The following is a 16,379-nucleotide window of genomic DNA, read 5'->3' on the forward strand; positions in this document are numbered from 1 at the left end:
AAAAGGATATTGCATATGTAATTCATCAATACATCGCATCAGCTTCAGATCTGATGAGCTAACAGGTTTTGGGCGATAATAATAACAACCACGGGAGACTTTCAGCAGCTTAGCTTGCTTAGATACTGAAATCTGAAGTGAGTCGTCGATTAACTTTTGTGGTTGAAGCGGCCCAGTTTCTTCAACACACCTTCTAAAAAATCAATTTCTAATGCCTGCTCACCGATTTTTGCATGTAACTTTTTAAGATCAATGGGGGGTTCTGATGGAGCTTTTGATTGATCGAAAGCTTGCGAGGAAGCTGAGATCAATTGATTTTTCCAGTCAATAATTTGGTTTTGATGAACATCAAATTCAGCACTCAATTCAGCAAGTGTTTTTTCTGCTTTAATCGCAGCAAGTGCTACCTTAGCTTTAAAATCATTTGAATGATTTCTTCTTGGTCTACGTGCCATAAAATACTCCATATATTGATGTTTATAACATCATTTGAGGAGCAGAATATCACTTATAGGAGTTGTTCAAATTTACGGATCCATCTCTGCTCAAATGCTATTTCTGCCGGTAATGTTTTTTCTTGGCAGCCAGCTTTATCCTTCGATAGCGCTTTATCTTTAAACAAAGAATTTTTAGGTTCTGTAATTTTAATGTATATTTCAAACAACAATTATCATAAGAAATGAAGTGCTTATTTAAATCTTGTTCCTTATCAGAGTCACTTTTCAACACACTTAAAGCGCATTTAATTAGATCAATTTACTTTGCAACAAAGTTTATAAAATTTGTAATTGTTAAGTTATAGATGTATTGAATTTTCTTTTTATGGAGAGTCATGCTCAACTTTTACATATAGGCATGAAGGAGAATATTGAAAGATAGGATGATTTTAGAGCATAGAAAATAATCATTTCTGTGATATGAAATACTTAATTATTTACAGAAAATTTAAAGCGTCAATTATTTTAGATTGGTCATGGATTCACTGGATTTTTTCCGACGTTTATATTCAAACATGTTCTGATCCGCTTGTGCGAGCGCTGCAAATAGACCCTGACTCGGATGACGCATCGCCATACCAATCGCTGCGCCAATGTTTGTTGCTGCAAAGGCATTAATTAAACGTTCAACTAAACTTTCAGTACCGGTTTCGTCATTTTCCACACTAAGAATCACAAACTCATCGCCACCTAAACGGGCAACAATATCGTTGATCCGTACATTGTCTCGCAATACTTGTGCTGCATTTTGAATCAGCTTATCACCTTCATCATGACCCAAACTATCATTCACCTTTTTTAGGTCATTCAGGTCAATAAATAATACAGCGGCGGGATGACCATATTGTTTACAACGCTCTTCTTCTGCTCGCAGCAGTTTTTCCCAGGCACGGCGATTATAGAGCCCGGTCAACTCATCTTTACTGGCTTCTTCCTGCAATAATTCATGTTGTCTTATCTGCTCACTCTGACGTAATTCTGCCTGCAAGATCGAACTGAGTAATTGTCCCAACAACTCGACCAGTTGTATATCTTGCACAATAGCTTCCGATTTGGTTTCTGGATCAATCACACAGAGCGTTCCAAACAAACTACCATCTTCTTTAAGGAGTGGCTGACCAATATAAGATTTTATACAGACCTGCTGATTAATCGGCGCTGTGGCATATAAAGGAATTTCTTCAGAGCGAGGTGCAATTCTCGGGGCCTTACCTGCGACCATATGAGAACAAAAAGAATCAGCCCACTGAAACACTTGGCCGGGTCGTATATCATAACCATGGTCTTCACTTTGCAGCACAATCCAGTCTTGGCCTTCTACCCGGGTAATCATCCATAAATCAAATCCAAAATGCTGATGCAGAAACTTTAATACTGCCTCTCCAGCATCCTGAAAACTTTTGAAATTTATATTTTCCATCCGAGATTGCCTCTGCTGCAAACCTGTAAAAATATGCATGATATCAACTTAAGCTATTAAACTATTTTTCCGGTTTCAATAGAATATACGAGCTCTAAATACAGCTATAAAACTATATATTTACAACATACCGTTGCTATAAGTTTTCATTTAAAAATTCACAATAAAAAAGAGGCCTAAGCCTCTTTTCTTCAAGCCTGAAACCTATGCCTCTGTCGGATTAGTCAGTTCCGTCATTGGCCAGCGTGGTGTGGTGGTCACCGCCAAGCCGTCCTGCTGCCCTGCTTTCAGACGTTGATAACCTGCAAAGGCAATCATTGCACCATTATCGGTACATAGTGCAAGCTCAGCGTAATAAACCGTTGCTTTAATCTTCGCCAAGTCAGCCTCTAGGCGTTCACGTAAACGCTTGTTGGCACTGACACCACCCGCAATCACCAGACGTTTTAAACCGGTTTGTTTAAGAGCTTTAACTGATTTTTTTACCAAGGTATCGACAATCGCTTCCTGGAAACTGGCTGCAATATCGGCATCACGATTTTCATCACCGAGTTTTTTCATCTGTACAGACACAGCCGTTTTTAAACCACTGAATGAAAATTCCAGACCTTGATGCAGCATTGGACGTGGGAATGCAAATGCATTCGGGTCGCCCTGCTCCGCCAGTTTAGAAATGTTCGGACCACCTGGATAGGGCAAGCCCATCATTTTCGCGACTTTATCAAAAGCTTCACCAGCCGCATCATCAATCGACTCGCCAAGGAGCTCATATTGACCAATGCCATAAGCGGCCATCAACTGCGAGTGGCCGCCTGACACCAAAAGAGCCACGAACGGAAATTCCGGTGGCGTTGCCGAAAGTAATGGTGCCAGCATATGACCTTCCATATGATGTACACCAATCGCTGGCTTATTCAACGCAAAAGCCAAGGTACGGCCAAACAAAGCACCGGTCATTAACGCACCCATCAGCCCCGGTCCACGGGTATATGCCACTGCATCAATTTCAGATTTTTTCACGCCACTCTGTTCAAGCAGCTGATTCATGAGCGGAATTAACTTACGCACATGGTCACGCGATGCCAACTCCGGCACCACACCACCATACTCTGCATGCAGTTTAATTTGGCTGTACAGCACTTGCCCACGCAAACCCAACTCGCTGTCATAAAGGGCAAGTCCTGTTTCATCACAAGATGTTTCTAAGCCTAAAACGATCATTAAACTGCCTATAACCTGTATCAAATCTATTGCGTGAACCATTATAGACTTGTGGTATGAGATGTAAATGAGTAAAATACTGACCTTCACTTGTGATCAGGGCAATCTCGCCCAGATCTTATCCATAACTTAATGAGGATTCTTCATGCCACAAGTTAAATTGAAAGAAGGCGAACCAGTAGACGTAGCTATCCGTCGTTTCAAACGTTCATGCGAAAAAGCGGGCGTTTTAGCTGACGTACGTAAGCGCGAATTCTACGAGAAACCAACTCAAGAACGTAAGCGCAAAAAAGCTGCTGCTGTTAAACGCTACCAAAAGAAATTGGCGCGTGAATCAGTACGTACTACTCGCCTTTACTAAGATTAATTTGTGATTGACTGCCTGGACTAAATAATGACTACTTTAAAAAGCCAAATAACTGAAGTTTTGAAAGCCACTATGCGTGCTAAAGAAATGGATAAGTTAACGGTAATTCGTGGTCTACAGGCGGCAATTAAGCAAATCGAAGTCGATGAGCGCAAAGAACTTGACGACGCTCAAGTTCTTGCGGTCATTGAAAAACAAATTAAACAACGTAAAGAATCGATCAAAGCCTTTGAAGGCGCTGGTCGAGAAGATTTAGCTAGTAAGGAACAAGCCGAACTTGAGGTTTTATCTCAATTTCTACCAGAAGCTATGACTGAGGAAGAACTTGATTCCATGATTGCGCAAACGATTGCAGCGCAAGAAGCTACTAGCATGAAAGATATGGGTAAGGTGATGAATTCTCTGCGTCCGCTCATAGCCGGGCGCGCCGATCCTTCTCAAGTTTCAGCTAAAATCAAAGCTAAACTAGCATAATCCCCTGCTTTAAATCTCTATTTGCGTTGAACTGACTTAATTGCTAGCCAGTTCTTAGCAATCCAAATTTCTTTTTTAATTTTAATAAATCACAAATTACAATTTACATTTTTGCTTTGCAGTAATTGCATCATTTTTGAAGATTTCACCTGATCCACAATATCTTGCCGTGTCAGTTTTTGTAGCTGAAAGTCTAGTGCATCACGATTTTTATCAGTTGCCTGATAAAGCTGATCTACATAACGCCTGACGATCCCACAAAATTCCACCTGTTGTGCTGCGGTTAAATTCTGTTGTTGTGGATTTAAACTGCGCAGAAAATCTCGTGACTGCTGATGATATTCATCGCTGATACGCTCTACTGCCCGCACATAATCCTTGGTGCTCGCTGCATAACTATGTGATATTCCCCAAACCAGAAACAGGCACAACAATGTTCTTTTCATTCATGCTTTCTCATGTGCTTTCATTTGCAACTCAGCATAGTACAAGGCAAACTTGAAATAAAGCACAGAGGTTGATGTAGATCACAGCTTTAATAAGTAATTTTTATTAGAAGATTAAATCTTGTATTTTCTTTCCTGCTGCATCTGTTTTAAACGTTGTGAAATACTTGCAAACAATGACTGATTCTTCTTACTGACTCGCTGTGCATGTAGTAAGGATTTAATAGCTGCCTCCTCATTTCCCGTCCAATATTCCATTTCAGCACGATAACGTAATACATTAATCGTTTTAATCTCAGATGCAGGCTCGGCATTGGTTGCTGACAGCATTAAGCGCCAGGCACTTAAATCACGTGAATTAGCATTCAGGAAACGCTGCACGATCATCTTGGCTTGATCGGTTTGCTTCATACGGATCAACACTTCTGCATATTTATAATTGAGTGCCCGATTTTCTGGCATGATGGATGCTGCAGAACGTACACTACGCAATGCTGGCTCCAGCTGATTTTTTCCGAGATAAATATCGGTTTGAAACAGCACCAGCAAAGGATGAATCTGATTATGCTTTTTTGCCTGGTCTAATGCCTGTTGTGCATTATCCTCATCACCTTGTTGCAGATAATAAGCAGTGAATGCCAATTGCCCTGCAAAACTGTTTTGTCCTGCTAAAATTTTTAATTGTTGCTCAGTCGTCTGACGGGACAGTACTTTGCTATACCAACGAATAATCTCAAAATTCTGGTCTATCAGCTTTGGTTTAACTTTCGGCATCTGATTGGCGCGTAAACGCGCCTCACTCATACGCTCAGTCGTTAAGGGATGAGTAAACCAGAAATCTGGCAGAAAGCTTAAACGGCTGGTTGAACGATGCATCACCTCAAAGAAATCAGCCATGCTCTGCGGGTTATAGCCCGAAGCATACATATACTGCATACCGATCCGATCTGCTTCACGTTCCTGATTACGACTATAAGAAAGCTGCTGATCCATTAAAGCTGCTTGTGAGCCCATCATTACGGCTGCACCCGCATCGCCATCTGCTTGCGATGCCACTAAGGCTCCGACCAGGATTCCCGCGAGTGCTAATAATCCCTGTCCTTTAAATGCTTCTTGGGATCGACTGTAATGACGTTGTGTGACATGTGCAATTTCATGCGCCATCACACCGGCCACTTCATCCATATTACGCGCTGAATTGAGTAATCCCATATTTAAGGCAAATAAGCCACCAGGCACAGCAAAAGCATTAATCTGGGGATCATTAACCACAACCAGGCCAATTGGTTGCTGTAATTGAGTCTGGCTGAGAATATGTGAAAACACTGAAAATAACTGGTCTTCCATCCAGGGATTTTGCACCACAGGTAATTGTTTCTGTACTTGACGATAAACCTTTTCACCGATCATGCGCTCTTTTTGCTGATCTATCAGCCCTACACCTGCTCCAATTTCTGGAACAGTAAACTGACTAGACTGGGTGTTAAAAGTATTGGAAGCGGTATGCCCTATTGCCATACATGCGCTTAATCCACAAGCCAAAACCAAACGTTTCAATGAATAATTCTCTAAGCCTGATTACGAAACCTGCTTGAATATACCATTGAAAAAGGGCATAAACGCAAGGAAATGTTATTTAATATTATTTAAAATGCGGGTTAACGACATAGCGTGGTACACGTCCTTGCAAAGCATCCACCAGGTTGTGATATGCCAGTTCTGCCATACGCTGACGTGTTTGCGCTGTTGCCGAACCTACGTGCGGCAAGGTAATCACATTATCAAGTTTAAATAGCTCTGATTCTTGCAATGGCTCTTTTTGATAGACATCCAGCCCTGCGGCAAAAATCTGACGATTTTTTAAAGCCTGAATCAGTGCCTGCTCATCGACGACCGAGCCGCGCGAAATATTCACAAAGACTGCATGGCGCTGCATCAATGCCAGTTCTTCTGCACCAACAAGTGCTTTGGAATCTGCATTCAAGTCAACCGCTACTACTACAAAGTCAGAACGCTGTAATAAGGATTTTAAATCACAATATTCTGCATTTAAGCCTTGCGCCAGATCCAGCTTTTCACGACGGTTATGATAAAGCACATTCATATTAAAGCCATGAAAGCCACGTCGCGCGATTGCTGCGCCAATATGACCTAATCCAATAATTCCTAAAGTCTTGCCAAAAATATCTACCCCGAACTCTGCTTCGCTGGCGGTACGCTGCCACTGTCCTTGCTTGGTCCATTGATTTAAATAAGTTACTTTACGCGCTGCGGCCATGAGTAAAGTAAATGCAAGATCAGCTGTGGTTTCAGTGAGCACATGTGGTGTATGAGTGAGATAAATTTCTTTTCATTTAAATATTCAAGATCGTAATTATCGTAGCCAACACTGACACTGGAGATGATTTTTAGTTTAGTCGCAGTTTCCAGATTATTTCGATTGAGCAGTCGTCCTGCGCCAATCATGCCATCTGCATCTTGTGCATGCTGGAAAATCTGTTGATTGACATCACCCAGCTTGGGCTGGATATATACCACATTATATTGTTGTTCGAGTTTGGCTTGAATCTCTGGAGGAATTTGACTAAATACAACAACTTTTTGCTTCATGCTTATTTATTCCATGCTGACAAGCCTACTTTGCATAAACTGCCAGAGTCGCTTTTTAAGGATTGGCCGATCCAGCATCTCCTGCAGGGAGGCCAACTGGGTAATTTTACTGTTTGAAAGATGTGGAACAGTACCAAGAAAAATAATATTTTTATCGTGACTCATGCCATCCAGAAAACCCTGGATATAAGACTCCACGCCGCGTCCATCCTGCACATTATCCCAAGGAAATGGCCAGTTCAGCTCTGCAAACTCACCCAACATTGCACGTTGGATATTCGACCACAGTAATTGCTGATCTTCAGTTAAGCTCGTGGTATCAATGACAATGATACAGTGCGCAAGACCTAATGCCTGCATACTAAAAGGCGCGACCTCAACAATTTCGCGCAGTTCATGCTCCGGTTCTGGCTGCGACTGTATGTCCATTGTTGGCGTTATAACGACTGGCGCAGGCACTTCTACAGGTGCAGATACGACAGAACGTTCAATCACTGAGGCTTCAGCTTTAAGCTCAGGAAGGATGATTTCACTCAGGACTTCAGGTTGTGACTGGTCACGCCAAAGCGCCGGCTGGTGCGATTGACACAGCTCCGCCCGAGGAATCCAGATATCAATTCCTAGTGTCGCCAGTATGTCACGCTGATGCCCTATCATCTTGTCTTCATCACCTATTTCAGGCTGAATATTTTAGCGGGAATCCACTTCCTTTGCCGAACTTTTTCGGATTTTTCACTGTACATTACAATTGATTTGTAGCGAAACTGATTTTAGTCGTTCTCTTCGGGTTATTTACATGCAGGTTCAAACATTATTTAAAGATCATGCGTGAGTTAATAAATACTTTCAAGTTGGATTAAATAATCATGATACTGTTCTTTTTCTGCATCTGATCCACAATTTCATCTACTTCAAAACCCAAACGCCAATACAGTAATTCCATCACGTCGAATTCATCCTGAGTGATGATCCGATCATTCCAGAGACAGATTTCCGCAATACCCAATATACTCAGTCGATCACGCAGTAACAGGCCAGAAATATCATTCAGAATTTCAGCCAGATCAATCGGCTCATCTGAAATTTCGGTATACATTTCCAGTTCTTTTTGAGTCAAAATACGTTTTAAAATGCGCTCGCGAACATCCAGCTGATTATCACTATTGATCTGCTGTACATGCAGCAATGCATCAATCAGGCGTACGATTTGTGGTTTAACTTCTTCCAGTGCCGTCGGGGTATGTAGGGGGAGTAGATTCAGCTCATATTTCACACATTCAAGCAACAAGGCATCTAGCAGACCAATTTCACCATCTTCCTGAATAATCCGTGCCAGTTTCATCACGAATTGTCGTGCTACCGTGGTCGGCATGCCACCAATATTTTTGCAGGCTTGTTGAAAAATCGAGATATGCACACGCCCGTCCAGATTTAACAATGAATCTACAATGGCCCGGCTGACTTCAGCATCGGTGGGAATAAACTCCCGATATTGCCGGATCATCAGAATTGCAACCATGACCTCTCGCGACCCAGTTGCAGTTTGCAATGCGCGTTCAATTAGCTCTGGTCGTGGCGTATTGGCACGATTCTCCGGATTCAGTGGTTTAACTGCATCTTTAATTGCAAAACTGATCGGCGACAGACGTAGTAAAGGCAGTGGCTGTGGTGAACTCCAGGAAGCTGTGCTTGTAACCGCCATTTCTTCGAGTGATCGAAATAGACTAAATAAAGGCTGATTTTGTAGTTTTTTTAGGTTTTCAAGCTGTAAATCCTGAATTAAGGAAGGATTCATTTCATAGATTCGCTGCTCAATACTGGGATGAATATTCAGCCAGTTCTGCTGACTGAGGGAGTTAGCAAAACACATATGTGAAATCGACTCTGCATATTCACTATGAATCTGTGAACCGGAATGATGCACATAAATCCGCAGCAAAGTCTGTACATTGGCATCATTTTGAATCAGGCGACGGGTTTTCTGATCATTCTTGAAAGTTCTGCCACCGAGCGAAATATATTTAATGAAACGGGTAATCAGTACGCCTAAGCTACCAATCAGCCAGATCACCGCACCAATACCAACAAACAGAGTCTCAAACTTGTTTTCTGCCGGCATGCCATTCCGATAGAATCCCCGTTTGGCAATCTTACTGCCCCACTGACTAAAAGTAGTCAGGCTACTGTAGAGAATCTTGAGCCGGGTATTTTCTGCCGCTTCACCAGAAAGAATCTTGTTAAACTCATGGCTTAATAAACCATACAGTTCAATTTCATCCAGATTTTGCAATGCCCCCCAAGTCAGAATAATGGCAGTATTTCCCGGGTTAAAACCGGCAGTCAGTGCATTGACTCCAACTTCATCAGGCAAAACATACACCGCAGGAGGCTCAATCAGAAAAGTATCTGCCAATTGTTCAGCAATCTTCAGAGCGACGCTTTCCTCCGGTACGCTTTCAATCAGACTCAGGCGACGTGCACCCATCTGCCGTGCCAAGGAATAACCACCGGCACGAAAGACATAAAATTCATAGAGTACTGACACCACCATGATCGAACCGACCAGAGCAATCAGATAAGGACTCACCACATGCCAATAAATAGATTGAGCAGGATCACAATAATAGACCAGTAAACCAACGACAGTATTAATAATCGCTATCGTCAATAGCACAGCAATCAGACAGACACTGGCTGGCCATAGCATATTTTTATTCTTGATAAACGCATATCCTACGCTTTTCAATGCTTCACCCTGATCACATTGTTCTAGCTTTGCCCAATCATAAATGAAAAAAGCGGGAAATTCCCGCTTTTTTCATGATTTTAAAGACTTAGACTTCGCGCACGCCAGTCAGGTCTACTGATGCTGCATCGATATTTACATCAATAAACTTGTCACCTTTTTTGGCACCATCATTACGCTTTTGCTGTAACTGGTCAAGGTATGCTTCATCAATACCGCCAGCCACATATACGCCGTCAAATACAGAACAGTCGAATTCACGCAGGTTCGGTACAATCTTGGTACGTACTGCATCTTTTAGATCTTCCAGATCCTGGAAAATCAGACGATCAGCACCAATAATTTCACGAATTTCTTCAACACTACGTTCAGATGCAATCAGTTCAGATTTGGCTGGCATATCGATACCGTACACGTTTGGATATTTCACCATTGGTGCAGCAGACGCAAAGAATACTTTTTTCGCACCGGAATCACGCGCCATCTGAATGATTTCATTACACGTGGTACCACGAACAATTGAGTCATCGACCAATAGAACGTTTTTACCCTGGAATTCCAGCTCAACCGGGTTCAGCTTCTGACGTACTGATTTTTTACGCAGTTGCTGACCAGGCATAATGAAGGTACGACCAATATAACGGTTCTTCATGAAACCTTCACGGAATTTCACGCCCAGCGTATTTGCCAGTTCAAGCGCAGAAGTACGTGATGTATCTGGAATTGGAATGACCACATCGATATCATGTTCATCACCCCACTCGCGCAGGATTTTATGGGCCAGTTTCTCACCCATTTTCAGACGGGCTTTATACACTGAAATACCATCAATGATTGCATCTGGACGCGCAAAGTACACATATTCAAAGATACATGGACGGTATTCTGGCTTTTCAGCACATTGCTTGGTAAAGAAGTTCCCTTCAGAGTCAATAAAAACAGCTTCACCTGGCTCGATATCACGCTCAACTTTAAAGCCCAACGCTGTAATCGCTACAGATTCAGAAGCGATGATATATTCCATCCCGTTTTCAGTTTCACGCGAACCGTAGATCAACGGACGGATACCATTAGGATCACGGAAACCAACCACTCCTTGACCTGTAATCATGGCAACAACTGCATAACCACCTTTGCAGCGCTCATGCACGCGTGTTACGGCATGGAAGATATCTTCAGAGGTCGGTACCAGTTTGCCACGCTTCTGCAATTCGTGCGCAAATACGTTGAGCAGAACTTCTGAATCAGAATCGGTGTTCATATGACGTAAGTCAGTCTTGAACAGGTCATCATGAATTTCTTCAGCATTGGTCAGGTTACCGTTATGTGCCAGCGTAATCCCGTAAGGAGAGTTCACATAAAACGGCTGCGCTTCAGCACTACTTGAGGTACCCGCAGTTGGATAACGCACATGGCCAATACCGTAATTACCTTGTAATGCACGCATATGACGGGTATGGAATACATCACGCACCATACCAACATCTTTACGAAGGAACAGGCGACCTTCATGACAAGTTACAATCCCAGCTGCATCCTGTCCACGATGTTGTAACATCGTTAATGCATCAAACAACATTTGGTTAACAGCTGATTTACCAGCAATACCAACCACTCCACACATAGCAACCTCGCAGACAAGCTAGGATTAATAAAAAGGATTATTCGTAGACTCAGCTGATGATTTGCTCTTTACAGCAGGCTCAGCTGATACATCTGAAGATTTTCTGGAATCTTCCGACTTGATATGTTGTAGGGCCTCGTTTGCAGCATCTTTGGACATCTGGGTCGCCCATGGCGCATAAGGAAGCAAAGTCTGAATTACTTTGGACTGTTTCCAGTGTGGTGAGCTTTCTACCCACGGCCCGATTCCCTGCATGGTGATCAGAACAATCAGCAGCCCTTTCAGGCTGCCAAACACCCCACCTGCAAGACGGTTTAAAGGTCCCAGTTTCAGGGTTTTCATCACCCGGTTGAGCAAGAAGGTTACTATCCAGGTCAAAACCACAATCATCAGGACGATGAAAGCAAATGCTGCAATTTTTTGTACCACTGGATCTGTACTGAGAGCAGTCATGGAAGGCGCAAGTAGTGTTGAATATTTCGCTGCTACAATGAGCGCAAAAATCCAGCCAGCTAAGTTCGCAAAGGCTTTAATAAATCCTTGACGCAAACCGTTTAGCCCTCCAATGAGCAGTATAAACAGTAAAAAGATGTCAATGGCAGTCATAGAATTCAGAATGCTTCAACACAGTCTTTTACAAGTGTCGGACCTGTATATATGAGGCCACTATAAACTTGTACAAGGCTGGCACCAGCTTGCTTTTTGGCAGCGGCATCGGCACCCGAAAGAATACCACCCACACCAATCAATGGAATTTGTCCTTGCAACACATCTGCAAAGGCTTTTAAACATGCCGTACTTTTCTCAAAGACCGGCGCACCCGACAAACCGCCTGCTTCTTCAGCATGCTCCAGACCTTCAACACCTTCACGAGACAAGGTCGTATTGGTCACAATCAAACCATCAATCTTGAATTGCAGCAACTGCTGGGCAATAAATGCAATATCTTCAGCTTCAAGATCTGGTGCAACCTTCAAGACCAGAGGTACATAATGCTGGTTTTCTTGAGCAAGCTCAAGCTGACGGTTTTTTAGCGTTTCCAGCAGCTCGGTGAGCGCATCACCACTTTGCAGGCTACGCAGGTTTTTTGTGTTGGGAGAGGAAATATTAACAGTAATGTAGGAAGCGTAATTATATACCTTTTCCAGGCAGATTAAATAATCATCAACTGCATTTTCAACCGGAGTTACAGCATTCTTGCCGATATTAATCCCCAGAACACCTTTGAATTTTGCAGCTTTAACATTTTCAATCAGTTTGTCCACGCCTTCATTATTAAAACCCATACGGTTAATAATGGCTTTCGCTTTTGGCAGACGGAACAGTCGGGGTTCCGGATTACCGGGCTGAGGACGCGGGGTAATAGTACCGATTTCAATAAAACCAAAGCCTTGACTTGCAAGGGCATCGATATAGGCACCATTTTTGTCCAACCCTGCCGCCAGACCTACCGGATTCGGAAATTCGATTCCCATACAGGTCACTGGTTTAGAAGCAACGTTTTGACGCATCATCCCCATGGCATGGGAGGATTTCAACAGTGATAGTGTCAGCTCATGTGCACGCTCTGGTGCTAAAGAAAACAACAAAGGGCGGGCTAGAGAATACAACATATCTAGAAAAGTCTACTGCTTTTTAAGTCGGCATATTATAGTCACAGCCCGGTAAAAAAACCATGCTTTGCAAATCTTTATTTTTACCGTTTATAGGACAGTCGCTGTTAATTTAATCTGTCCGGCATCACTGATAAGTTCCATTTTTTCAACAGTTAAGCCACTCTGGGCCAGCTGGGTCAGAAAATTAGCCAGTACAGAATAATTTTCATGACTGACATTGAGTAAAATTTTACCTTCCTGCTGCTGGGATGAAACCGACAACCCCTGCTGCTGGGCAGCACGCTGCACTTTTTCTGAGGCATCTAATTGCAGATCGCCTGCTGGCTTCATGGTCGCTGCATTACTCTGCATCCACACTAAAGTATCTTTTAAGGTATTCAGGCGCTTTTGCTGGGTATCCGCAGCTCTGTGCATATAAAATAGTGCCGAACCGACTGCAGCCACGATGACAAAGATTGTGGTAAAGATCACCATGTAGCGTTCACGGGCGCTCAGGCTATCCAGATAATCTGTAATGCGTTCAATGCGCTGGTCCAGCCGGATTTGAATATTGTCGAGCATTTTCATTATTGTATTCTCACCGATCCGATCGCACCTGCACCATTGGCCTGTACATTACCCAGTTCAACTTTAAAACCCTGCTGTGTCAGCTGACGGGTCAAAGTGCTTAATGCATCAGAAGAGTTCGCCTGCAGATCCATATTCAGACTTGAAGTATCATAACTGACCCGCTGCGCAATAATCTGGTTTTGCATTAATACCGGCCCCACCCGACTAATCAGATCAAAAGCCTGAGTATTCGCCACCTGACTTAAACGCATCTGCCCTTCAAACTGGCTTTTGATATTCTGCTCGTTTACAGGATAGTTCTGACCAAACCAGTATTTGAACTGATCAATCGCTTGAGAAGCAGTTTGATTGGCAATCTTTTTATATTGATACCAGCGCACAGCATCATAACTAAACTGCAGCACCAGAATACCCAAAAACACAGCAGCACAGGCTTTCCAGTAACCGGAAACTGGCGTATCTGACTTGGCTTTAGGCAAGACATTAAAAGGATGCTGTTTGGCTTTTTTCAGCTGGGGAAGGCTGTACTGAAACGACTCAACCTGATCATGGGTAACAACAGCTTCCAGACTACGCAGCTGAGCGTCATTCAGGTTACTCACCTTGTAATTTACATCTTTAGGCTGATAATCCAGATAAAGACTCAGGTCATCCACCGAATGACCCACATATTCCGATTCGCGAACCAGTAGTCGCCCAGCAAGTTCCGCCAATACACGTTGATTTTCTTCTGGAACAGGCAGGACCAGAAAATCTGGCAATAATGCCGTGACCTTGACCGGAAGAAGGTTCAATACATGCTGCATGGTTTCTACAGTTGAATTGGAAATTCCCAATACACTGAGCTGATCGGGCTGCTGAAAATGATGAAGCACCTTCATCGCATCAACCGGTAGAATGACATATTCCTCCAGCAGATACTTGATTGCCTCCTGCCCCATTTTCTTATATTGGGCTTTGGACATGCTCTGCTGCAAAATCTGCACATGACGACTCGGGAAAAAGACCGTTGCCTCTACCCCATGTTGCCCCTGGATTTCCTGAATCAGTTGCTCAAGTGTATCTGCACTTTTCCAGAATTCCCCATCTGACCATTGCCAAACCCCATTGGCTTCTGGCATCCATAAATACAACATCGATTGTGTTCTGCCGTTTTAATAGTTTTTTATACTGTTGGAATAAAGCTTTTTAACTGTGTCGATAAACCTGCTGCAATCACTGCCTGATCATAAATGCGAGCTTCTGACAAATGAAAAGGATGGAAAGACTCCGCTGTCAGAATGGAAGCAATATGTGCCACCACATTCATATGGCAAACCACGACAATTGATTCATACGGTAACTGAGACAACCACTCCACAGCCACTTTGGCATCATCATCCGGCTTAATGGCATTACAGATCACCACCGGTACATCTTTATAGAAAGCCTGCAAATGTGCCAGAGTTTCCTGAGCACGAAGCAACGGACTCACTACAAAGACTTCAGGTTTAACTATGTCTTTCAGGTATTGAGCAGTCTGTTCTGCCTGTAGATGTCCACGTTCGGTCAAAGGGCGCTTGGTGTCGTTACCATTTACCGGTGGAGCTGCTTCGCCATGACGTACGAGTGTCAGTTGCATACATTTCCCTATTCGTTCATTCAAGCTGCTGATCAGGTCATAATATGAGACTGATCATACAGTTCCATCACTTATAAATCAGACTTGATGATGTGGCAAGACAAATTCCACATCACTGCGATGACCATTTTTCATTAAAGACACTGCAATACTCATCGGCGGTGCACCTTCAAAGATCACAGCATACAAGGCACAGGTAATTGGCATGTATACATCCAGTTCTTCTGAACGTGCTTTTACCTGTACAATAGTATTAATCCCTTCCGCCGTCTGACCTAGTTCAGTAGTTGCCTGTTCCAGAGTTTTGCCTTTACCCAGCGCATAACCAACCTGATAGTTTCGGCTTAACGGACTATTACAGGTAGCGAATAGATCACCTACACCCGACAGCCCCAGGAAGGTTAATGGATTCGCACCAAGCTTCACCGCAAAACGGCTCATTTCTGCCAAGGCACGGGTCAGAATCATACTCTTGGTATTTTCACCGACGTTATAGGCGGCTGCCATACCCATTGCGACTGCATAAATATTTTTCAGCGCACCACCAAGCTCTACACCATGCACATCATCGCTGGCAAAGACACGGAATAAAGCACTGTGCAAAGCTTGCTGTACTGCATAACGCACCAGTTCAGAATCACTTGCAATCACAGTCCCTGCTGGCTGGCCCGCCACAATTTCCTTCGCCAGGTTCGGGCCTGAAAGTACACCATATGGCACTTCAGGTAATTCTTCCCGGATGATATCACTCATAAAACTAAAGGTTTTCGCTTCAATACCTTTGGTCAGTGAAATCACGGCCTGAGAGCTAATAAAAGGCTTAATCTGCTTCAGCACATCACGAAAAGAATGGCTTGGAATTGCCACCAGAATAATGTCACGATCACGTACTGCTTTTTCTAAATCAGAAACTGCCAATAATGCAGGCTCGAGCTGAAAATCTGGCAGGTAACGCTTGTTCATATGCGTGGCATTAATATCCGCAGCCGTGGCTTCATCACGAATCCAGATCATGGTGTCACAGCCATTGCGTACTGCAGTATTTGCCATTGCTGTACCAAAACTACCACCACCCAACACTGTAATTCGCAACGCAGTCTTACGATCAATTTCTACAGGTTCAACCAGATCTGAAAATTTTAATTCTGACATGTGTTTCTAATATCC

General features: G+C 43.2%; 15 protein-coding genes and 2 pseudogenes. 2 read left to right on the forward strand and 15 right to left on the reverse strand.

The window, feature by feature from the left end:
* The 3 genes and pseudogenes from HADU_RS11100 to tsaD all read right to left on the reverse strand — a co-directional run.
* Window positions 1-467, reverse strand: a pseudogene (locus tag HADU_RS11100) (IS3-like element ISAba14 family transposase); the annotation flags it as partial.
* Between the two features lie 490 nt (window positions 468-957).
* A complete protein-coding gene (locus HADU_RS11105; RefSeq protein WP_008306434.1) occupies window positions 958-1,917 on the reverse strand; it encodes a sensor domain-containing diguanylate cyclase in 960 nt (319 codons plus the stop codon).
* A gap of 204 nt (window positions 1,918-2,121) precedes the next feature.
* Complete coding sequence (gene tsaD, locus HADU_RS11110) at window positions 2,122-3,138, reverse strand: tRNA (adenosine(37)-N6)-threonylcarbamoyltransferase complex transferase subunit TsaD (protein WP_008306436.1); 1,017 nt, start codon at window positions 3,136-3,138, stop codon at window positions 2,122-2,124.
* Between the two features lie 145 nt (window positions 3,139-3,283).
* On the opposite strand from tsaD, the gene rpsU reads away from it, so the two are divergent.
* Together rpsU and HADU_RS11120 are read left to right on the forward strand one after the other, a co-directional pair.
* Complete coding sequence (gene rpsU / locus HADU_RS11115; RefSeq protein WP_001136722.1) at window positions 3,284-3,499, forward strand: 30S ribosomal protein S21; 216 nt, start codon at window positions 3,284-3,286, stop codon at window positions 3,497-3,499.
* A 33-nt stretch (window positions 3,500-3,532) separates the two neighbouring features.
* A complete protein-coding gene (locus HADU_RS11120; RefSeq protein ID WP_004982206.1) occupies window positions 3,533-3,979 on the forward strand; it encodes a GatB/YqeY domain-containing protein in 447 nt (148 codons plus the stop codon).
* A gap of 89 nt (window positions 3,980-4,068) precedes the next feature.
* Here the strand turns inward: HADU_RS11120 and HADU_RS11125 are convergent, their stop codons facing one another.
* The 12 genes and pseudogenes from HADU_RS11125 to HADU_RS11180 all read right to left on the reverse strand — a co-directional run bounded on the left by HADU_RS11125 (window position 4,069) and on the right by HADU_RS11180 (window position 16,364).
* Window positions 4,069-4,425: a hypothetical protein gene (locus HADU_RS11125; protein ID WP_004894196.1), complete on the reverse strand. Its 357-nt coding sequence runs from the start codon at window positions 4,423-4,425 to the stop codon at window positions 4,069-4,071.
* A 114-nt stretch (window positions 4,426-4,539) separates the two neighbouring features.
* Window positions 4,540-5,982, reverse strand: a complete 1,443-nt coding sequence (locus HADU_RS11130) for a M48 family metalloprotease (protein WP_201798649.1) — start codon at window positions 5,980-5,982, stop codon at window positions 4,540-4,542.
* Between the two features lie 85 nt (window positions 5,983-6,067).
* Window positions 6,068-7,035 (reverse strand): annotated as a pseudogene (locus HADU_RS11135) (2-hydroxyacid dehydrogenase).
* Window positions 7,036-7,041: 6 nt separating this feature from the next.
* Window positions 7,042-7,692: a hypothetical protein gene (locus tag HADU_RS11140; protein ID WP_008306539.1), complete on the reverse strand. Its 651-nt coding sequence runs from the start codon at window positions 7,690-7,692 to the stop codon at window positions 7,042-7,044.
* 199 nt (window positions 7,693-7,891) lie between these two features.
* Window positions 7,892-9,781 carry a M48 family metalloprotease gene (locus tag HADU_RS11145; protein ID WP_171056673.1) on the reverse strand — a complete coding sequence of 630 codons (1,890 nt, stop codon included), beginning with the start codon at window positions 9,779-9,781 and terminating at the stop codon, window positions 7,892-7,894.
* Between the two features lie 88 nt (window positions 9,782-9,869).
* Entirely contained in the window at window positions 9,870-11,405 is a 1,536-nt protein-coding gene (purF, locus tag HADU_RS11150) for an amidophosphoribosyltransferase (RefSeq protein WP_004894187.1), read from the reverse strand.
* Window positions 11,406-11,429: 24 nt separating this feature from the next.
* The gene (locus HADU_RS11155) at window positions 11,430-12,011 is read right to left on the reverse strand and encodes a CvpA family protein (RefSeq protein WP_004812336.1); all 582 of its coding nucleotides are present in this window, start codon (window positions 12,009-12,011) and stop codon (window positions 11,430-11,432) included.
* Window positions 12,012-12,016: 5 nt separating this feature from the next.
* Complete coding sequence (locus tag HADU_RS11160) at window positions 12,017-13,018, reverse strand: quinone-dependent dihydroorotate dehydrogenase (RefSeq protein ID WP_004812335.1); 1,002 nt, start codon at window positions 13,016-13,018, stop codon at window positions 12,017-12,019.
* 90 nt (window positions 13,019-13,108) lie between these two features.
* A complete protein-coding gene (gene gspM, locus HADU_RS11165; protein ID WP_004812331.1) occupies window positions 13,109-13,588 on the reverse strand; it encodes a type II secretion system protein GspM in 480 nt (159 codons plus the stop codon).
* Window positions 13,588-14,727, reverse strand: coding sequence for a type II secretion system protein GspL (gene gspL, locus HADU_RS11170; RefSeq protein ID WP_004894184.1), 1,140 nt, complete (start codon window positions 14,725-14,727; stop codon window positions 13,588-13,590). Before gspL ends, gspM begins: the two co-directional genes overlap by 1 nt.
* Window positions 14,728-14,756: 29 nt before the next feature.
* Window positions 14,757-15,212, reverse strand: a complete 456-nt coding sequence (locus HADU_RS11175) for a phosphoglycerate mutase family protein (RefSeq protein WP_004894181.1) — start codon at window positions 15,210-15,212, stop codon at window positions 14,757-14,759.
* Between the two features lie 78 nt (window positions 15,213-15,290).
* Complete coding sequence (locus HADU_RS11180) at window positions 15,291-16,364, reverse strand: NAD(P)H-dependent glycerol-3-phosphate dehydrogenase (RefSeq protein WP_004812326.1); 1,074 nt, start codon at window positions 16,362-16,364, stop codon at window positions 15,291-15,293.
* Between the last annotated feature and the right edge of the window lie 15 nt (window positions 16,365-16,379).

The sequence above is a fragment of the Acinetobacter sp. HA genome, from assembly GCF_000264725.1.
Classification (GTDB): Bacteria; Pseudomonadota; Gammaproteobacteria; order Pseudomonadales; family Moraxellaceae; genus Acinetobacter; species Acinetobacter schindleri.